Source organism: Fictibacillus solisalsi, from assembly GCF_900103485.1.
GTDB classification, from domain to species: domain Bacteria; phylum Bacillota; class Bacilli; order Bacillales; family Fictibacillaceae; genus Fictibacillus_C; species Fictibacillus_C solisalsi.
In genome coordinates this window covers 2,192,954-2,211,912 of record NZ_FNHW01000001.1, presented here as the reverse complement: position 1 = coordinate 2,211,912, position 18,959 = coordinate 2,192,954, and the positions used below count along the sequence as shown (strand labels likewise).

The 18,959-nt window shown below is 45.0% G+C and carries 19 protein-coding genes; 14 read left to right on the top strand and 5 right to left on the bottom strand.

All coding sequences use genetic code 11. The features are described 5' to 3' along the window. The first annotated feature begins 52 nt into the window (after positions 1 to 52). From BLT53_RS11355 to BLT53_RS11345, 3 genes are all read left to right on the top strand, one after another. Complete coding sequence (locus tag BLT53_RS11355; protein ID WP_090234952.1) at positions 53 to 730, top strand: metal-dependent hydrolase; 678 nt, start codon at positions 53 to 55, stop codon at positions 728 to 730. Between the two features lie 58 nt (positions 731 to 788). Further along, positions 789 to 1,046: a hypothetical protein gene (locus BLT53_RS11350; protein ID WP_139168395.1), complete on the top strand. Its 258-nt coding sequence runs from the start codon at positions 789 to 791 to the stop codon at positions 1,044 to 1,046. Positions 1,047 to 1,131: 85 nt separating this feature from the next. Further along, entirely contained in the window at positions 1,132 to 2,448 is a 1,317-nt protein-coding gene (locus BLT53_RS11345; protein WP_090234949.1) for a DRTGG domain-containing protein, read from the top strand. 45 nt (positions 2,449 to 2,493) lie between these two features. On the opposite strand, the gene BLT53_RS11340 is transcribed toward BLT53_RS11345, so the two are convergent. After that, positions 2,494 to 2,796 carry a YtpI family protein gene (locus BLT53_RS11340; protein ID WP_090234948.1) on the bottom strand — a complete coding sequence of 101 codons (303 nt, stop codon included), beginning with the start codon at positions 2,794 to 2,796 and terminating at the stop codon, positions 2,494 to 2,496. Positions 2,797 to 2,892: 96 nt separating this feature from the next. On the opposite strand from BLT53_RS11340, the gene BLT53_RS11335 reads away from it, so the two are divergent. Then, positions 2,893 to 3,843 carry a DHH family phosphoesterase gene (locus BLT53_RS11335; RefSeq protein WP_090234946.1) on the top strand — a complete coding sequence of 317 codons (951 nt, stop codon included), beginning with the start codon at positions 2,893 to 2,895 and terminating at the stop codon, positions 3,841 to 3,843. Between the two features lie 106 nt (positions 3,844 to 3,949). Here the strand turns inward: BLT53_RS11335 and BLT53_RS11330 are convergent, their stop codons facing one another. The 3 genes from BLT53_RS11330 to BLT53_RS11320 all read right to left on the bottom strand — a co-directional run bounded on the left by BLT53_RS11330 (position 3,950) and on the right by BLT53_RS11320 (position 5,089). Further along, positions 3,950 to 4,132: a YtzJ family protein gene (locus tag BLT53_RS11330; protein WP_061972502.1), complete on the bottom strand. Its 183-nt coding sequence runs from the start codon at positions 4,130 to 4,132 to the stop codon at positions 3,950 to 3,952. Between the two features lie 122 nt (positions 4,133 to 4,254). Beyond that, positions 4,255 to 4,758 (bottom strand): sporulation membrane protein YtrI, encoded by a 504-nt coding sequence (gene ytrI, locus BLT53_RS11325; protein ID WP_090234945.1) that lies wholly within the window; start codon positions 4,756 to 4,758, stop codon positions 4,255 to 4,257. Position 4,759: 1 nt separating this feature from the next. Beyond that, positions 4,760 to 5,089 (bottom strand): YtrH family sporulation protein, encoded by a 330-nt coding sequence (locus BLT53_RS11320; protein WP_061972504.1) that lies wholly within the window; start codon positions 5,087 to 5,089, stop codon positions 4,760 to 4,762. 117 nt (positions 5,090 to 5,206) lie between these two features. Here BLT53_RS11320 and BLT53_RS11315 point away from each other — a divergent pair, with 117 nt between their 5' ends. The 8 genes from BLT53_RS11315 (at position 5,207) to BLT53_RS11280 (ending at position 15,866) form a co-directional block, all read left to right on the top strand. Beyond that, positions 5,207 to 8,596 (top strand): DNA polymerase III subunit alpha, encoded by a 3,390-nt coding sequence (locus BLT53_RS11315; RefSeq protein ID WP_090234944.1) that lies wholly within the window; start codon positions 5,207 to 5,209, stop codon positions 8,594 to 8,596. A 167-nt stretch (positions 8,597 to 8,763) separates the two neighbouring features. Continuing rightward, positions 8,764 to 10,002: an NADP-dependent malic enzyme gene (gene ystJ, locus BLT53_RS11310; RefSeq protein WP_090234942.1), complete on the top strand. Its 1,239-nt coding sequence runs from the start codon at positions 8,764 to 8,766 to the stop codon at positions 10,000 to 10,002. 25 nt (positions 10,003 to 10,027) lie between these two features. Continuing rightward, positions 10,028 to 10,657, top strand: coding sequence for a FadR/GntR family transcriptional regulator (locus tag BLT53_RS11305; protein WP_090234941.1), 630 nt, complete (start codon positions 10,028 to 10,030; stop codon positions 10,655 to 10,657). 32 nt (positions 10,658 to 10,689) lie between these two features. Then, positions 10,690 to 11,544 carry an acetyl-CoA carboxylase, carboxyltransferase subunit beta gene (gene accD / locus BLT53_RS11300; protein ID WP_090234939.1) on the top strand — a complete coding sequence of 285 codons (855 nt, stop codon included), beginning with the start codon at positions 10,690 to 10,692 and terminating at the stop codon, positions 11,542 to 11,544. A gap of 2 nt (positions 11,545 to 11,546) precedes the next feature. Next, the gene (locus BLT53_RS11295) at positions 11,547 to 12,524 is read left to right on the top strand and encodes an acetyl-CoA carboxylase carboxyltransferase subunit alpha (protein ID WP_090234938.1); all 978 of its coding nucleotides are present in this window, start codon (positions 11,547 to 11,549) and stop codon (positions 12,522 to 12,524) included. 116 nt (positions 12,525 to 12,640) lie between these two features. Beyond that, positions 12,641 to 13,600, top strand: coding sequence for a 6-phosphofructokinase (pfkA, locus tag BLT53_RS11290; protein WP_090234937.1), 960 nt, complete (start codon positions 12,641 to 12,643; stop codon positions 13,598 to 13,600). A gap of 42 nt (positions 13,601 to 13,642) precedes the next feature. Further along, positions 13,643 to 15,394 carry a pyruvate kinase gene (gene pyk / locus BLT53_RS11285; protein WP_090234935.1) on the top strand — a complete coding sequence of 584 codons (1,752 nt, stop codon included), beginning with the start codon at positions 13,643 to 13,645 and terminating at the stop codon, positions 15,392 to 15,394. Positions 15,395 to 15,470: 76 nt separating this feature from the next. Beyond that, positions 15,471 to 15,866, top strand: a complete 396-nt coding sequence (locus tag BLT53_RS11280; protein ID WP_090234933.1) for an FxsA family protein — start codon at positions 15,471 to 15,473, stop codon at positions 15,864 to 15,866. 110 nt (positions 15,867 to 15,976) lie between these two features. On the opposite strand, the gene ytvI is transcribed toward BLT53_RS11280, so the two are convergent. Next, positions 15,977 to 17,104 carry a sporulation integral membrane protein YtvI gene (ytvI, locus tag BLT53_RS11275; RefSeq protein ID WP_342027854.1) on the bottom strand — a complete coding sequence of 376 codons (1,128 nt, stop codon included), beginning with the start codon at positions 17,102 to 17,104 and terminating at the stop codon, positions 15,977 to 15,979. A gap of 46 nt (positions 17,105 to 17,150) precedes the next feature. Here ytvI and BLT53_RS11270 point away from each other — a divergent pair, with 46 nt between their 5' ends. Next, positions 17,151 to 17,609 carry a DUF441 domain-containing protein gene (locus BLT53_RS11270; protein WP_090234932.1) on the top strand — a complete coding sequence of 153 codons (459 nt, stop codon included), beginning with the start codon at positions 17,151 to 17,153 and terminating at the stop codon, positions 17,607 to 17,609. Between the two features lie 189 nt (positions 17,610 to 17,798). Then, the gene (gene citZ / locus BLT53_RS11265; RefSeq protein WP_090234930.1) at positions 17,799 to 18,914 is read left to right on the top strand and encodes a citrate synthase; all 1,116 of its coding nucleotides are present in this window, start codon (positions 17,799 to 17,801) and stop codon (positions 18,912 to 18,914) included. Positions 18,915 to 18,959 lie beyond the last annotated feature (45 nt).

The following is an 18,959-nucleotide window of genomic DNA, read 5'->3' as shown; positions in this document are numbered from 1 at the left end:
GGCAGTAATTGCGAATTGAAGTACAAGAACCATTAAAGGAGATGTTGAAGAAATGAAATTAACGTTCCATGGACAATCAGCACTAGAGATTACAACTGAAAAACATTCCATATGGGTTGACCCTTTTATTTCAGGCAACACCTTTTGTGATGTGGAGATTGGTGATGTAAAGCCGGATGTTATTCTTCTGACCCACGGACATAATGACCATGCTGGTGATGCAGAGGAAATTGCCAAACGGAATAACAGCCTGATTGTGGCGCCGTTTGAACTCGCCGAATATTTTGGTTCCAAGGGCTTGAACGTTCATCCCATGCATATTGGAGGGGGCTATCAGTTTGAATGGGGACATGTAAAGTGGACACAGGCGTTCCACGGATCCAGCTTTACCGAAGAAGACGGAACGGTTGTCTATACAGGCATGCCGGCGGGGCTTCTCTTTACAGCAGAAGGAAAAACGATTTATCACGCAGGCGATACAGCCTTGTTCTCGGATATGAAGATGATTGGCGAACGCAATGATATTGACGTGGCCTTTTTGCCGATCGGGGACAATTTCACGATGGGGCCTGAAGATGCGGCAACCGCCTCGGAGTGGCTTAATGCAAATTTGACGGTGCCCATTCACTACAACACGTACCCTGTGATTGAACAGGATCCCGACAAGTTTGTCGCATCTCTAAAAAGAGACGGCAAGGTCCTTAAACCGGGAGAATTTATTGAACGATAGAATACACTCTGCTTCTGCCTCCTTGTCAACATGCATAGCATAAGACAAGGGGGTTTTTATGATGGCCAATCACACCATGTTTAAAGCACTTTCTTTATTGGCGCTGCTCGTTTATGGCATCCCACATTTAAACTTTTCTCAGACGGGAAGTCCGGCTTTTGTTTTCTCATTTGTTTGGCTCGGTTTCGCACTTGTGGTATTGATAGCACAGACGAAGAAAATTTGGATTGCGCTTCACACTGTTCTTGAAGTGGATCATCGTCTAAAAGGCAATGTTCTTGAGCATTCCCGGCAGTCCTTCCTGAAGAATCATTGAGTTTCTGTTTCAATGTCTGTATAATCTGTATTAATCAACTATAGTAGAACAGATAAAACAGAAGCCAGAAGGAACGGTGGATAACATGGCTACCAAACATGAACAAATTATAGAATACATCGAATCCCTTGAAATCGGCTCCAAAATTTCTGTACGGCAGATCGCCAAAGCGCTTTCTGTGAGTGAAGGCACTGCCTACAGAGCCATTAAAGAAGCAGAGAATCAAGGCGTTGTCAGCACGATTGAACGTGTTGGAACCATCCGTATTGAACGGAAACTGAAGGAAAATATTGAAAAACTGACCTTTGCCGAGGTGGTTAACATTGTGGACGGCCAGGTGCTTGGCGGCAGAGAGGGATTACATAAAACGCTAAACAAATTTGTCATCGGCGCGATGAAGCTGGATGCCATGATGAGATATGTGGATCCGGGAAGCCTCCTAATCGTTGGTAACCGTGAAAACGCCCATGAATTAGGACTGAATTCCGGGGCAGCTGTACTCATTACTGGAGGATTTGATACAACAGATGAAGTGAAACGGCTGGCGGACTCTCTGAAACTTCCGGTTATTTCTTCGAGCTATGACTCCTTTACCGTGGCAACCATGATCAACAGGGCCATTTATGACCAGCTCATCAAAAAGGAAATCGTACTTGCCTCGGATATACTCATATCGGCTGAAAAGACCCACTTGCTCACCACATCAGATAACGTGGAAAAATGGTACGAGCTGAACCAAAAAACACAGCATAGCCGTTATCCGGTCATTGACAGCCAGATGAAAGTAGTTGGCATCGTAACGTCAAAAGACATCATCGGTATGGAGCGGTCTTTAATGATTGATAAAGTCATGACCCGCTCACCGATTACAGTTACTCATAAAACGTCTGTTGCTTCCTGCGCCCATATTATGATCTGGGAGGGCATTGAGCTTCTTCCTGTGGTAAATAACGCACAAAAGCTGCTCGGGATTCTGACGCGGCAAGACGTATTGAAATCCATGCAAATGATCCAGAAACAGCCTCAGGTAGGGGAAACCTTTGACGATTTGATTACCGCCTCCATTACGGAAGTCAAAGACGGACAAGTTCCAAGATACAAGTTTGGTGTTACGCCGCAAATGACCAACTACCTCGGTACCGTTTCATACGGCGTCATGACAACCCTTGTCATTGAAGGTGCCAGCCGGGCCTTAAGAAAGATTAAAAAAGGGGATATCGTGGTTGAGAACCTGACATTTTATTTTATCAAACCTGTGCAGATGGAAAGTACGATCGAAATCGTCCCCCGCGTACTGGAAGTCAGCCGAAAGTTCGGAAAAGTGGATGTGGAATTGTATCATGAGGGTGCAGTCGTGGGTAAAGCACTTTTGCTTGCCCAGTTGATCGGACATCGCGCCTGACGAAAAAACGGCTCAGGATCATCATCCGCTGAGCCGTTTTTTAAACTAAGACCGTGCGTTTTGTGCTTCTTCTATGGCCAAAGGCAGAAAATGCTTGTACATTTTATAGCCCGTAACCAATAAAAACAAGCCGTAAACAGAGAAAATGATAGCAATCCAAAGCTGGATTTTATCTTCGACCATGGTGAATTCGTTTAAACCAAATGAAAGCAAAAAGAGGCCAAGTGCCATCTTGGCTTTGGAACCAATCCAGTTTTTTTCATAAACGGCTCTGGATCTGACTTCTTTTACTTTATAAAAAATGTAAAATGAAAGAGAAACTACAACCAGGATAACAAATAACGGCATATGTCTTCTAACCTCCAAGTTCGTCGTCCATTTCCATTGTAATGGTTAAAGAGAAGAATTGCCATATGGTTAGTCAAAGAAAAGGGAGAGAATTCAATGAAAGAGGCTATTCTTGAAACGATCAGAAGGTACAATAAAATCGTTATCCACCGCCATATCCGTCCGGACCCTGATGCACTAGGTTCACAGGGTGGACTGGGAGCCATTTTAAAAGCTAGTTTTCCAGAAAAAGAGATTTACCTGGTAGGGGAAGAAGATCCTGCATTAACGTTTTTGGTGCAAATGGATCAGATTACAGATGATACCTATAACGGTGCGCTTGTGATTGTATGTGATACGGCAAATTCGCCGCGAATCAGTGATCAGCGATATTCGCTCGGTGACAGACTGATTAAAATCGATCATCATCCCAACGAAGAGCCATATGGTGACCTTGTCTGGGTCGATACAAGTGCCAGTTCTGTCAGTCAGATGATTTTTGAGTGGTTTGAGCATGAAAAAGAGAATGGTCTGATTCTGAACAAAGAGGCTGCCCGGTTGTTGTTCGCGGGAATTGTGAGTGATACCGGACGATTTTTATACCGGAATACCACAGAAAAAACTTATTATGCCGCGGGAGAGCTTGTGAGGAAAGGAATTTCAACAAGCGAAATCTTTGAAAATCTGTACAAAGTGAAAGAAAATACGGCGAGATTGAATGGTTATGTTCTTCAGAACTTTAAAGTGATTGACGGCATTGCCGGATACATTCATCTGCCGAAGGAGACGCTCGAAGAGTACGGCGTAAGTGTGAGTGAAGCCTCCCAGCTCGTGAACGCGTTTGCCAATGTGGAGGGAATGGTGGCATGGGTGTTTTTTGTGGATGAACCCCATCAAATTCGTGTCCGCCTTCGCTCAAAAGGCCCGGTAATCAACCAATTGGCAATGAAATACAACGGCGGCGGGCACCCGATGGCTTCTGGGGCAACAGTTTACAGTGAAGAAGAAACTAAACAAGTTGTTTTCGATTTGGTAGAATTGTGCAAAGCGTTTGTAACGAACCGCTAAAGCTGCAGGACGATATAAAGAAAAAACAGCTCGATGCAACTGCCCCTGGTAACAGGTCAGCAGTTCAACGGCTGTTTTTTGTTTGCTATGCACGCATTTAAACTCATTAGGATTTCTCGGGAATAAACCAGGAGCCTAGGTCTGTGGTGTCTTCGTGAACAGGAATATTCAGCTTCATCAGTTCTTTTTTGATGAGTTCTGCCACTTCTTTTGTTTCTGCAAAAGCAGAAAAACCATTCTGGATTTTTTTGACTTGTTCACGAGCGATTTCTTTACGGTTAATAATCAAGCGAAATACCCCCTATTCTTTCTTGCTTTCTTTTATTGTAAACAATCCGGTATCAAAAAGCCAACAGATTATTTGAATTGTCAAAAAACAGGAAATACGAATTATTTTTGGTGATGAGCAGATTATCCTTCAGGAATGATTTTCACGTGAACCTCAAGTGAGGTGTACAAAAAAAGTTGAGTAACAATGACTTTGTAGCTTTCGCCGTCGACTTCATACCCTTTGTTTTCAATAGCCTTGTAAAGGAGCATACGGGTTTTATAGACGGATTCAATCTCTTCACCGAGGAGATTTTCAAGCTGATCCTGTACGGATTCCGAAATTTCGTAGACTTTGAGCTGCGGCAGTCTGAGTGTATTATTGTTCGTTACGTATACTTTTATTTTCTGAACCCTTAATTGCTTTTCGTTTTCCTCATTGCTTTTTTCATAGGTATCTTTCCATTGTGCGATTTGTTCTTTTAGGTCAGCGATATGGGACGCTTGATTCTTGATGGTGCTGACATAATGTTCTACCGTCAACCCATACTGCATTAAAAAAAAGACCCATCCCAGTATAATTCCAAGCATCAGCCCGGCAAAAAAGCGCTGATAGCCTTTTCGGTTAAAAAAAGGGGGGATTCTCATCTTAGTTCAGATTCTCCTGTGTCAGCCATTGTAATAGGAGCATGGCGGTATTGGCACCGGCCATGGCGATAAAGATGATAATCAGCTGTTTAATGATTTCGTAGGTTGCACCATTTAAAAAGCTTCGTTCAAAATTTGTGATGGTGTCAAACGTACCTCCCATTGCAGCCACGATGGCCCAGATTTTCAGCTTTTTGGCAAGATCCACTGTTTCCATGAGGGGTGCTTTCCCGACCAGGAAGGCGGCGAGGCCACCGATAATGGCGCCGCCGAGAATGACGCCGAAAGCAATAAAAAAGGTAATGATAATACTTGAAAGAAATTCTCTCACACGTCACTCCTCCTTTTTATTATGATTATGGACACGCTCTGCGGAATATGCTTATTTTCTAAAGGAGGCAAGGATGTACTATAATAGAAGACAAATGAGCGATAAGGAAGTGATGCAATGACATTTGTTCCGTTGCATATACATACAGAATACAGTCTGCTTGAAAGTTCCGGCCGCCTGAATTCTCTGGTGAACCGAGCAAAAGAGCTCGGTTACAAAGCGCTGGCGATTACGGATAAGCTGAATATGTACGGGGTGATCCCCTTTTATAAAGCCTGTCAAAAGCAGGGCATTAAGCCTATCATTGGCCTTGAAGTCACCATTCTTTTAAACCCGGTGTTTGATACAAGAAAAAGACCGGAAACCGGCAAGCTGCTTCTTTACGCACGAAATGAAGCAGGCTATTTGAATCTATTGAAAATCAGCACGAAGCTGATGCAGGACCCGGCTTCTTTTCCAAGTCTGCAGAAAGATGTGTTGAGTGCTCATAAAGAGGGGCTGCTCCTCATCTCTTCTGGAACGGAAGGAGAAGTGCAGCAGCTGATTCTCCAGGGAGAAAAGGAAAGAGCGAGGGAAGTTTGCCGGCTTTATCAAAGCTGGTTCGGTCCACACGTTTACCTCGGGGTGGAAGACCACGGAACAGGAAAAGAAAAAAATATCAATTTTGAGGTGGAGCAGCTCTCCAAAGAGGAAAACATTCCACTTTCCGCTGCCCATGAAATCTATTATGTAAAACCGGAAGAAGCGGAATCGCAGGAGGTTCTGCTCTGTATTAAAAACGGTCAGAAGCTTGGGGATTTGGACAGGGAAATGCTGCCGACCGATGAGTTTTATCTGCTGTCACCCGATGAGATGGAAACTCGGTTCAGCCACCTTCCAGAGGCTTTGGCTGCCTCAGAAAAAATTGCGTCTGAGTGCAATGTCGAACTTGTTTTTAATCAGCAGCTGATTCCTAAATATCCGCTGCCTGAAGGAACATCATCCACCGACCATCTGAAGACGATTTGCCTGAAAGGCGCGGCCGCCCGATATGGGGAACCGGATGCCCGAGTTCTTGAGCGGCTGGACTATGAGCTCGACATTATCCGGAAGATGAAATTTGATGATTATTTTTTAATTGTCTGGGATTTTATGAGATTTGCTCATCGCTCCGGTATGATCACGGGACCCGGGCGAGGGTCGGCTGCAGGCTCTCTTGTCGCTTTTGTGCTCTATATTACGGAAGTGGATCCTATTGAGCATGATCTGCTCTTTGAACGGTTTCTTAATCCGGAACGTGTAACCATGCCTGATATCGATATTGATTTTCCGGATGTTCGAAGAGATGAAGTGCTTCAATATGTGAAAGAGAAATACGGAGAAGAACGGGTCGCTCAAATCATCACGTTTGGAACCCTCGCGGCCAAAGCCGCAATCCGTGATACGGCCCGAGTGCTTAACCTGCCGGGGAATCTGGTGGATTCGGTTTCCAAACAAATTCCCTCACGGCCGGGTATGACACTGGCACGGGCAACAGAAGAATCGTTTGGGCTGCAAAAGCTGATGAGTGAAAATCCGACTGTGCAAAAACTGGTGGACGTGGCTGCTACGCTTGAAGGCTTACCGCGCCACGCTTCTACACATGCAGCCGGGGTAATTATAAGCGGCCGGCCGCTTACTCAGTATACTCCCCTGCAAACCGGGCATGAAGGCATACCTCTAACACAGTACAGCATGGAATGGCTGGAGGATATCGGATTGCTTAAAATGGATTTTCTCGGCTTGCGAAATTTAACGCTGCTGGAGCAAATCTGTACGCTCGTTGAAAAGGGTACAGGGACGACTGTCCATCTTGGGAGCATTCCGTTTGATGATAAGGCAACCTTTGAATTGTTGGGAAAAGGGGATACAACAGGAATTTTCCAGCTGGAATCTGACGGAATGCGAAAGGTCCTGCAGCAGCTGAAGCCGACGGGATTTGAAGATATAGTCGCCGTGAACGCACTTTACCGTCCGGGCCCAATGCAGAATATTCCTGATTATATTGGGGGAAAGCATGGGACGCGAATGGTTGAATACCGTCACCCGGATCTTGAACCCATTCTAAAACCAACCTATGGCGTTATCGTGTATCAAGAACAGATCATGAAAATCGCCTCAAAAATGGCAGGCTTTTCTTTGGGGGAAGCCGACTTGCTGCGGCGAGCCGTAAGCAAAAAGAAGCGGGATGTGCTCGACCGGGAAAGAGAGCATTTTGTTAGAGGCTGTCTTGATCATGGGCATGACCAAGAGACGGCGAACGGCCTTTATGATCTCATAGTCCGGTTTGCCGATTACGGTTTTAACAAAAGCCATGCGGTTGCATACAGTGTTATCGCGTATCAGCTGGCTTATTTGAAAGCCAATTATCCACTGTACTTCATGGCAGCTTTATTGTCCAGTGTAACGGGAAATCCTGAAAAAATTGAACAGTACCGGAAAGAATGTTCCGAAAAGAAGATACGGGTGCTTCCGCCATCGATCCTACACAGCTTTCTCCATTTTACTGTAGAAGGAGATTGTGTTAGATTTGGTCTGTTGTGCATAAAAAATGCAGGTTATCAAGCGATCAAGCATCTGATTGAAACAAGGAGCAAGCATCCGTTCACCGATTTGTTTGATGTTTGCGCGTATTCGCCCGCCAGGCTGGTGAATAAGCGGACCCTTGAATCCCTGATTTTTGCCGGAGCTTTCGATGATTTTGGACAGGACAGGGCTTGTCTTCTGGCTACTCTGGACCGGGCCATCGAGTATGGAGAAAAGATCCAGGCGTACCGGGAAGAAAATCAGATACAGCTGTTTGGGGAACATGACAGCATAGAGAAGCCGGGCTATGTAGAAGTGCCTCCGTTCAAGGAGGCGGAACGTTTGAAGTTCGAGTATGAAGCCCTTGGCTTTTACCTTAGCGGCCATCCGCTGAAAAAATTCCAGCGCCTAATGGAAGAATATGGGGTCCTTTCCATCAGTGAAGCATCAAATACCCCGGCAAAGTCCAATGTGCGCCTGGGCGTCATGATTACGAAGGTCAGAGCGATAAAAACAAAAAAGGGAGACCTGATGGCTTTTATTTCTGGAAGTGATGAGTCGGGAGAGATGGAATTTGTCGCTTTCCCCAATACCTATAAAACCTACCATGACCTTTTTCAAAAAGGGGCTTTCCTCCTGATTGAGGGAGCTATGGAAGAAAAGAGCGGATCAAGACAGGTATTGATCAATAAAGCCGGTCTCCTTTCGGAAGTAAGTGAAAAAAAGCAGCCTTCCAGGGAACAAATTTTGTATCTCAAACTTCAAACGGACCTTTCTCCGTCTGTGCTCAGCCAATTAAAAGCAAAGCTGCATTCAAGCCGTGGAGAAGCCAGGGTGATTCTGTACTATGAACAGGATCGAAAAAGTATTAAGCTTTCACAATCAGTTGCTCCAACCTATGAATTTTTGTCAGAAATCAGGGGGCTGATTGGTGCGGAAAACGTAGTGTTAAAAGGAGGGTAATGTCTTTACAGCTTGCCTTCATCTGTTATAATAAATAGGTCAATGGTGGTCAGACCACCATAAAAGGCTGATAAAATATGCTGGATAGTTGCACCCCTTTAAAACAGACATTGCTTCACCAATTCTTTTTACGCTAACTTAATTCATTAAAATTAGGAGATGAACGGATGTCTATATTACGAGAAGAAGCACTGCACATGCACAGAGTAAACAAAGGGAAATTGGAATCGACTCCTAAAGTTCCGGTAAGAAATGCAAAGGATTTAAGCCTTGCGTATTCTCCGGGAGTGGCAGAACCATGCAAAGATATCTATGATGACAAATCTAAGGTCTACGAATATACCATGAAAGGCAATACTGTTGCTGTAGTTTCCGATGGTACAGCGGTTCTTGGACTGGGCAACATCGGACCGGAAGCAGCCATGCCAGTTATGGAAGGAAAAGCTGTTCTATTTAAGAGCTTTGCCGGTGTGGATGCGTTCCCGATCTGCCTGAATACAACTGATATCGATAAAATTGTTGAAACGGTTAAGTTGCTTGAACCTACCTTTGGCGGAGTTAACCTGGAAGACATTGCGGCTCCAAATTGCTTTTTGATAGAAGAACGATTGAAAAAAGAGACGAATATCCCTATTTTTCATGATGACCAGCACGGAACTGCAATCGTTACACTTGCAGGCCTTGTTAATGCTTTAAAGCTCTCAAACCGTCAAATGTCTGAGATCAAGGTTGTAGTGAACGGGGCAGGCGCTGCCGGGATTGCTATTATTAAGCTTTTGGACCGCTTTGGTGTAAAAGACATTGTAATGTGTGATACTAAGGGTGCGATTTATGAAGGCCGTCCGTTTGGCATGAACAGCGTGAAAAGCGAGGTTGCTAAATTCACCAACCGCTCCAAAAAGGAAGGAACCTTACAGGAAGTCATCGCCGGCACCGATTTGTTTATCGGCGTGTCCGTTGAAGGGGCATTAACAGAGGAAATGGTTCGCTCCATGAATGAAAATCCGATCATCTTCGCCATGGCGAATCCTACGCCCGAAATCATGCCTCAAAAGGCGAGAGAAGCAGGGGCTATGGTCATTGGGACAGGCCGTTCCGACTTTCCAAACCAGGTAAATAATGTGCTTGCTTTTCCTGGAATCTTCCGGGGTGCTCTTGATGTCCGGGCAACCCACATCAATGAAGAGATGAAGATCGCTGCGGTGCATGCCATTGCGAATCTTGTGGCAGAATCAGAACTGAATCCTGATTATGTAATTCCGGCACCATTTGATCCACGTGTAGCTCCAGCGGTTGCCGCAGCAGTGGCAAAAGCGGCTATGGAAACGGGTGTGGCCAGAATTCAAGCGAATCCCGAAAAAATCGCTGAAAAAACCATGCAGCTTTCATTGATAGGTAAGGAATAAGCGATTCTCAAGGGAGGCTGGACAGTTGTCAGGCACATCTGAAAAGGTCTATGTTGAGATCATCAAAAAGATTAAAACCATTATTGAAGAAGACGATCTGCAAGCCGGTGATAAACTGCCGTCGGAGCGAGAGCTTACTGACCGCCTGCATGTTGGGCGCTCCTCTGTAAGAGAGGCCTTGCGTTCACTTGAGCTTCTGGGGCTTATTGAAACCCGCAGAGGCGAGGGGACGTTTATAAAGCCTGCCACGGGCCACCGGCTTGTGGAGGTTCTTGCTTCTTTTATTTTGCACGATCAAAAGGCCAGACAGGATCTTTTGGAAACCAAGTCTATAATTATCAGGGATTGTATAGAATTAGCTGTACAGAGAGTTCGTCCAGAGGATATTGAGTACCTGAATGGCCTCATCCGGGAGATTGAACGCACGAAGCATGAGAGTGATCTGCAGCAACTGATTCTCCGGTTCCAGGAATCTGTTATCAAATTATGCAACAATCATTTGCTGTACAGGCTGTGGGTTGAGTTATCAGACTACGGACTGTCAGTTCATCAACATTCATTTCTTCTTCATTCAGGGGAATGCTCCCAACTATTGGAGCACTTAAAGAACGGGGACAGCAAGAATGTAATTCAGCTAATGTCACAGACCATGTGAGATTAAGTTTACACAGTATGGGTGGTGTTATTTTGTTAAAGGATTTTTTCGCCAAGAAGAAGAAATATGCCACGATTCCTACCGAAAAAATGAAACAGGATGTGCCTGAGGGACTGATGACCAAGTGTCCTGAATGCAAACACATCATGTATACAAAAGAGTTAAAGAAAAACTTGCTTGTATGCCAATCCTGCCAATATCATTATCCGATGTCTTCCTTCGAACGAATTGGAAGTCTCGTGGACGAAGGCAGTTTCACAGAATACGACCGGAACATGATATCGGAGAATCCGCTGGAGTTTCCAGGATATCTGGAAAAATTAGAAAGTGACAGAATGAAAACAAAAATCAATGAAGCTGTTGTCACTGGAGACGCAACTATTAATGAAAATCCAGTTGTTATTGCGGTCATGGATTCGCGTTTCAGAATGGGCAGCATGGGTTCTGTGGTTGGAGAAAAGATCACAAGAGCTATTGAGCAGGCGATTGAGAAAGAGCTTCCTTTTATCATCTTCACTGCTTCCGGTGGTGCAAGAATGCAGGAAGGAATTCTGAGCTTGATGCAGATGGCCAAGACAAGTGTTGCGCTCAAAAGGCACAGCGACCGAGGGCTTCTGTTTATTTCTGTCATGACGCATCCGACAACAGGCGGGGTATCTGCAAGCTTTGCTTCTGTTGGAGATTATAATTTTGCAGAACCTAAAGCATTAATTGGCTTTGCCGGCCGCCGGGTCATCGAGCAGACAATCCGTGAAGACCTGCCGGAAGATTTCCAGACAGCAGAATTTTTGCTGAAGCATGGCCAGCTCGATAAGGTTATACCAAGACATGAAATGAAAGAAACACTGACAAATGTATTGAAAATCCACTCAGGAAGGAGGGCATAGACTTGGTTGGAGAATTAGAGTTTGAACGTCCGATTACAGAACTGAAAAAGAAGATTGCAGAACTTAAATCGTTTATGGATGAAAAGGGAATTGACTTAACTGATGAAATCACTTCACTTGAAGAAAGGCTGAGCGCTCTTCAAAACGATACGTATGAAAATATGAGCGCATGGGACCGTGTTCTAGTTGCCCGCCATCCTGAGCGTCCGACAACACTTGATTACATCTCTTTTCTTTTTAAAGATTTCATTGAATTGCATGGTGATCGCCTCTACGGTGAGGATGAGGCAATTGTCGGGGGAATTGGTATGTTTCATGACCAGCCTGTTACTGTGATTGGACAGCAGCGCGGCCGTGACACAAAAGAAAACATCAGACGCAACTTCGGCATGCCGCATCCGGAAGGGTACCGCAAAGCCCTCCGTTTGATGAAGCAAGCAGAGAAGTTCTCTCGCCCGGTTATTTGCCTGATGGACACAAAAGGAGCATTTCCCGGGAAGTCAGCTGAAGAAAGAGGACAGAGTGAGGCCATTGCCAGAAACCTGGTGGAAATGGCGGGTCTTAATGTACCCATTATTTGTATCGTCATCGGTGAAGGTGCCAGCGGCGGAGCACTTGGCATCGGAGTAGGCAACCATGTTCATATGCTGGAAAACTCCTGGTACTCTGTTATTTCACCTGAAGGTGCGGCTTCTATTCTTTGGAAGGATTCGACAAAAGCCAAACTTGCGGCAGAGTCGATGAAAATTACAGCTCCTGATTTGAAGGAACTCGGAATAATCGATGAAATGATACCGGAAGTTAAAGGCGGAGCGCATCATGATCCGGCTGAACAGGCGAAGCGAATCGAAGCGGTTATTCAGTCATCACTTGAAGAACTGATGAATTTGTCAGAAGAAGAGCTGGTGGAACAACGCTATGAAAAGTACAAAAATATGGGAGAATTTACGTTTGTAAACGATTCCATTGCTGTCAAATAAAGAATGTGCTTTCTCCGTGACGAGAAAGCACATTTTTTGTCGTTTGTTGTCTATTGTGTTGAAGTTTTGAACATGATATTTTAATAAGATGAGAATACATGAGAGGTGGAAGCTAAATGAAGCGAATTGGGGTTCTTACGAGTGGAGGAGATTCACCGGGTATGAACGCTGCCATTCGTGCTGTAGTTCGTAAGGGGATTTTTCATGATCTTGAGGTTTATGGCATCTATAATGGTTACGCTGGCTTGATTGCGGGTAATATTACTAAATTGGAAGTGGGCTCTGTGGGAGATATTATTCACAGAGGCGGCACCATGCTTCGCACAGCCAGATGTGAAGAATTCAAAACGTCTGAAGGACAGGCCAAAGGGATTGAGCAGCTGAAAAAATTCGGCATTGAAGGTTTGGTTGTCATTGGAGGAGATGGTTCTTTTCAGGGAGCGAAAAAGCTCTCCGAAGCAGGATTTCCGACGATTGGTTTGCCAGGAACCATTGACAATGATATCCCGGGAACCGATTTTACGATTGGATTTGATACAGCATTAAATACTATAATTGAAGCGATCGATAAAATTCGAGATACTGCCACTTCCCATGACAGAACATATGTTATTGAAGTTATGGGTCGCGATGCAGGGGATCTGGCCTTATGGGCGGGTCTTGCTGACGGTGCAGAATCCATTCTTATACCTGAAGAAAGGCATGACATTGATCACATTATCAACCGTCTGCAGTTGGGCATTGACCGCGGCAAGAAACACAGTATCATCATCGTGGCTGAAGGTGTCTGCAGCGGTGTGGAAATCGGAAAACAGATCGAAGAAAAAACCAACTTGGAAACACGGGTTACTGTGCTGGGACATATTCAGCGTGGCGGATCACCAACCGCATTTGACCGTGTACTTGCAAGCCGTCTGGGCGCCAGAGCCGTTGAGCTCCTGCTTGAAGGCAAAGCCGGGCGCACCGTTGGCGTGCAGAAAAACGTTCTGGTGGATCATGACATAACGGAAGTGCTGGCAAGCAAACACCATCTGGATCAAGGAATGTACCGTCTGTCTCAGGAACTATCAATCTAATTTCACATTGCATGAACAAGTGCAAAACACAGGAGGAAGACCATGCGTAAAACAAAAATAGTCTGTACTATCGGGCCTGCAAGTGAGAGCGTTGAGAAACTGACTCAACTGATCGATGCAGGTATGAATGTGGCTCGGCTTAATTTCTCTCACGGAGATTTTGAAGAGCACGGAGCACGTATGATTAATATCAGGGAAGCAGCTGCTAAGCTGGGAAAAACAGTTGCCATTCTTTTGGACACAAAAGGGCCTGAAATCCGTACACAGACATTGGAAGGCGGAGTGGCAGAGCTTCAAGCAGGAGAAGAGCTTGTCATCTCCATGGAAGAAGTTATGGGTACGAATAAAAAAATCTCAGTAACATATCCTGGCCTTGTGGACGATGTTCATGTAGGTTCCAAGATTCTTTTGGATGATGGCTTAATTGAGCTTGAAGTTACAAAAATCGGAGCCAAAGAAATCACAACAAAAATACTTAACAGCGGAACGCTTAAAAATAAAAAAGGGGTTAACGTCCCAAATGTCAGCGTTAAGCTTCCAGGAATTACGGAAAAAGACGCGAAGGATATCGAGTTCGGCATTAAGCAGGGAATTGACTTCATTGCTGCCTCCTTTGTACGTCGTGCGACGGATGTGCTTGAGATTCGCGAGATTCTTGAAAAGCACAATGCCCAAAGCATTCAGATCATTCCAAAGATCGAGAACCAGGAAGGTGTCGAAAACATCGATGAAATTCTTGCTGTATCTGACGGTTTGATGGTTGCCCGCGGTGACCTTGGCGTGGAAATTCCTGCTGAAGAAGTGCCGCTTGTGCAAAAAATGCTCATTAAAAAGTGCAATGAGCTTGGAAAGCCTGTCATTACAGCAACGCAGATGCTCGACTCCATGCAGCGCAACCCTCGTCCAACACGTGCGGAAGCGAGTGACGTGGCCAACGCCATTTTTGATGGCACAGATGCCATTATGCTTTCCGGAGAAACAGCAGCCGGAACTTATCCGGTTGAAGCGGTACAAACCATGCACAAGATCGCAAACCGTGCCGAAGCCTCTCTGGAATACCGCAATATCCTGTCACAGCGAAGCAAAGAAAGCAAAACAACAATTACAGATGCGATTTCTCAATCTGTATCCTTTACTGCTCTTAATCTTGAAGCGGATGCCATCATTACAGCAACCGAGCGTGGACATACTGCCAGAATGATTTCCAAATATCGTCCAAAGGCTCCTCTTGTTGCGGTAACAAGCCATGATGACGTCATGAGAAAGCTTGCTCTTGTCTGGGGAGTGTATCCTGTAAAAGGCAAAAAGGCAGAAACAACAGATGAAATGTTCCAGGTTGCCATTGACTCTTCTATTGAGAGCAACCTAGTTACTCATGGAAGCATTGTGGTGATTACAGCTGGTGTTCCTGTGGGTAAAACCGGATCAACCAACCTTCTTAAGGTGCATGTGATTGGTGATGTACTTGCCAAAGGTCAAGGCATTGGGCAAAATTCCGCAACGGGGAAAGTTGTAGTGGCAAAAAACTCCACTGAAGCTTCCAAAGTTCAGGAAGGCGACATCCTTGTAACCATCGGCACTGACCGTGAAATGATGCCGGCGATTGAAAAAGCAGCTGCTATTATTACCGAAGAAGGCGGGTTAACCAGCCACGCTGCGGTAGTGGGCATCAGCCTTGGGATTCCTGTTATCGTTGGACTTCAGAATGCTACAGAAATTTTGAAGGACGGCCAGGAAATTACCGTGGACGCTTCAAAAGGCGACATTTATGACGGGCGTAAAAACGTACTATAAGATATACAAATAAGAGAGGGATTCTTGTCCTTCTCTTTTTTTATAAACAAAAGTGAGATGGTAAAGGAGTACATATATGTTCAGGATTTTATTTTTATTGCTGCTGATCGTACCCGCTGCCGAAATTGCAATTTTGATATGGGTGGGCCACCTGATCGGTCCACTGCCCACGTTTATCCTCATTGTCCTCACCAGCCTGCTTGGTGCATGGCTGGCCAAAAAAGAAGGGCTGCATGCTTTGAGGCTTGCACAAACCCAGCTGCAGAACGGGCAGGTTCCCGGCTTTGTGCTTATTGACGGCCTCTGTATTCTGGCCGGGGGCATTTTTTTATTCACGCCAGGCTTTATTTCAGATGTTATCGGTGTGCTTCTGCTTATCCCGCCGACCCGGGCGGTGGCAAAAGCATGGCTTTTGCGCTATTTTCAGCGGAAAATCAAATCCGGGCAATACCATTTTTATTGGAAACGGTAAAAGAGCATCCAGATTGGACGCTCTCTTCTTTTTTACGGGGAAAAAACGTATAGCAGGGAAGAGATTTTCCCAAGGTGTTTTATGGAAAATTCTTCAAATTATATCCGTCTCTAATCAGGCCTGTCAGCATTCCCTTTTATAAACGCATAGATTTCGTGGAAAAATTGGGCCTGGTGGAGGGCACGGACGATGACAAGGAAGGCTGGTCCAATTAGCAGCCCAAGAAAGCCGAACCACTGGTAACCGGCAAAGAGGGCGATCAGGGTAGCGAGAGGATCAAGTCCTATCGTGGAGGACAGGATTTTGGGTTCTGCCAGCTGGCGCTGAATGATTACCACTCCATAAAGAATGGAAAGCCCTACGGTTAGTGGATAATCCCCTGATACAAAGGTATACGCAATCCAGGGTATAAAAATGGCTCCCGTTCCGAGGTAGGGAAGAAGGTCAACGGCACCAATCAAAAGTGAAATCGTGATGGCATATTCAATCCGCAGCAAAAGTAGACCGATTAGAACAATGCAGGCTGTCATTGAAATCAGCGTAAATTGGGCCTTCGCAAAACCGAACAACGCCTTTCTGAGCTCAAGATAGACCGTCCGCGCGCGCGCCATCCACTTGTCCGAAGAGATTTTTCGCAAATACCGGGAAAAGCGGTACCAATCCTTGCATATAAAAAAGGCAGCCAGAATGGAAAAAACAAAAACGGTTACAAACGTGGGAAGACTGACGAGCAGGGAGGAGACAATATCCACGGCTTCCTGTGCAAGCTTGGAAACGGTTGTGGTAATGTGGGTGCCGATGGCGTCAATATTCTTCATGATCGTTTGCTGATGGTCGTCTTCGAGGTTGTTGAACATGGCGTTAATATCATTGTAAAAGGGCAAAATTTTTGTTTTGAAATAGATTTCTATATACTGTACAAGTTCCTTGCTGTAATCGGGCAGAACATGCGCCAGATATGCCAAGCCGGTGAAAATTTCACGGACGAGCAGCAGGATGGTGCCGGCTGCTGCTCCAATCAGCAGCAACAAAGCAGCAAAAACGGCCAAGGCTCTCGGCATTTTCCCCTTTTCCTCCAAGAAGTTAACAAAGGGATTAATTGCCATGGCGATGATTCCTCCCAGGATAAAAGGGTAGGTTACTTTGGAGAGGAAAAAACAGCCTATTAAGACGAGGGCAAATAAACATACTATGAGAAAGAAACGAAATATACGGTGCAAATAATCATTGTTCACCATTTACCACCACTTCCCGTCCATTGCTTAATTAGAAAGAAGGTATATTATGCAATCCACAATTTTTTTGGTTATTTTGCTTATCATAGGAGTAATCGCGAAGAACCAGTCGCTGATTGTAGCGCTGGCGGTATTGCTTGTCCTGAAATTTACCGGGATTGGAGACAAGATTTTCCCGCTGATTCAACAAAAAGGCATAAACTGGGGAGTCACCATCATTACTATTGCCGTTCTTGTTCCCATTGCAACCGGCGATATCGGCTTCAAGCAGCTTCAGGAGGCAACGAAGTCATCCTTCGCCTGGATCGCCTTACTCTCGGGGATATTTGTCGCACTTATTGCTTCTAAAGGAATCATCCTTCTTCAGGAAGATCCGCATATCACAGCAGCTCTTGTTTTCGGCACTATTCTCGCCGTAGCATTCCTGAACGGCGTTGCCGTAGGTCCGCTTATCGGAGCAGGAATTGCATATTTAGCCATGAAGATTGTCGAATATTTCACTGCATAAAGAAGGAAAAAGGGCTTAAGCATTCACAAAGTACTATTTATTGTTTATAATTGACTTATATGTACCAATTCCTTTAAATAGTCTACATTTCTAAATAGGCCAGAAATGTAAGCTCTTACTTATAAGAGTTTTTTGGTTTTGTGCTTTTCTATTAAAGGAGAAGGAGATTCTAGAAAGGGAGAGATAACCATGACAGCAACAAGAGGATTAGAAGGTGTAGTAGCTACCACCTCATCTGTCAGCTCAATCATTGATGATGTACTGACATACAGAGGGTACAGCATCGATGATCTTGCCGACCATGCAACATTTGAGGAAGTAGTGTATTTATTATGGAATGGCAAACTTCCTAACGAAAGAGAACTGGAACAGTTTAAAGCAGAGCTTGCTGAACAAGCGGCTGTATCTGAAAATTTAATCAATCAATTGAAATCGCTTCCTCTAAAAGGGGTACATCCGATGGCGATTCTTCGTACAGCTGTCTCTATGCTAGGCATATACGATGACGAAGCAGAAGATATGTCTAAAGAAGGAAACTACAGAAAAGCGGTAAAACTTCAAGCTCAGATTTCCACTGTGGTTACAGCGTTTGCAAGAATCCGGGAAGGCAAAGACCCTGTTGCTCCGCGCAAGGATTTCGGCTTCGCAGCTAACTTCCTGTACATGCTGACTGGCAATGAGCCGGATGAGGTGGCAGTGGAAGCGTTTAATAAAGCGCTTGTTCTTCATGCAGACCATGAACTGAATGCATCAACCTTTACAGCACGTGTAGCGGTTGCGACACTTTCTGATATGTATTCTGGTGTTACTGCTGCAATCAGTGCTCTTAAGGGACCATTACACGGCGGTGCCAACGAGCAGGTTATGAAAATGCTCAGCGAAATTAAAGAAGAAGAAAATGTTGAAAGCTATTTAAGAAACGCAATTGACAACAAACAGAAGATCATGGGCTTCGGACACCGTGTATATAAGAGTGGTGACCCGCGCGCCAAGCATCTGCGTGAAATGAGCAAGCAGTTAACGACAACAACAGGCGAAGAAAAGTGGTATAACATGTCTGTGAAGCTTGAAGGATTGCTAAAAGAAGAAAAAGGTCTTCTTCCGAATGTTGACTTCTATTCAGCAAGCGTTTATCACAGCCTTGGAATTCCGCATGATATTTTCACACCGATTTTTGCAGTAAGCCGTGTATCTGGTTGGATCGCGCACATTCTTGAGCAATATGAGAATAACCGCTTGATTCGTCCGCGTGCAGATTACACCGGGCCTTCCATGCAAAAGTACACACCGCTTGCTGAGCGTTAAAAAAGAGTATGAGAAGAGGGCTTCCTCTTCTCATTTGAACGGTAT

Coding starts and splice junctions, on each gene's coding strand:
- BLT53_RS11340 (WP_090234948.1), bottom strand. CDS start 2,796: ATGCCGTTATTTGTTATCCTGGTTGTAGTTTCTCTTTCATTTTACATT.
- pfkA (WP_090234937.1), top strand. CDS start 12,641: ATGAAGCGAATTGGGGTTCTTACGAGTGGAGGAGATTCACCGGGTATG.
- BLT53_RS11335 (WP_090234946.1), top strand. CDS start 2,893: ATGAAAGAGGCTATTCTTGAAACGATCAGAAGGTACAATAAAATCGTT.
- BLT53_RS11355 (WP_090234952.1), top strand. CDS start 53: ATGAAATTAACGTTCCATGGACAATCAGCACTAGAGATTACAACTGAA.
- BLT53_RS11270 (WP_090234932.1), top strand. CDS start 17,151: ATGCAATCCACAATTTTTTTGGTTATTTTGCTTATCATAGGAGTAATC.
- ytvI (WP_342027854.1), bottom strand. CDS start 17,104: ATGGTGAACAATGATTATTTGCACCGTATATTTCGTTTCTTTCTCATA.
- BLT53_RS11345 (WP_090234949.1), top strand. CDS start 1,132: ATGGCTACCAAACATGAACAAATTATAGAATACATCGAATCCCTTGAA.
- ystJ (WP_090234942.1), top strand. CDS start 8,764: ATGTCTATATTACGAGAAGAAGCACTGCACATGCACAGAGTAAACAAA.
- BLT53_RS11315 (WP_090234944.1), top strand. CDS start 5,207: ATGACATTTGTTCCGTTGCATATACATACAGAATACAGTCTGCTTGAA.
- pyk (WP_090234935.1), top strand. CDS start 13,643: ATGCGTAAAACAAAAATAGTCTGTACTATCGGGCCTGCAAGTGAGAGC.
- BLT53_RS11280 (WP_090234933.1), top strand. CDS start 15,471: ATGTTCAGGATTTTATTTTTATTGCTGCTGATCGTACCCGCTGCCGAA.
- ytrI (WP_090234945.1), bottom strand. CDS start 4,758: ATGAGAATCCCCCCTTTTTTTAACCGAAAAGGCTATCAGCGCTTTTTT.
- BLT53_RS11350 (WP_139168395.1), top strand. CDS start 789: ATGATGGCCAATCACACCATGTTTAAAGCACTTTCTTTATTGGCGCTG.
- citZ (WP_090234930.1), top strand. CDS start 17,799: ATGACAGCAACAAGAGGATTAGAAGGTGTAGTAGCTACCACCTCATCT.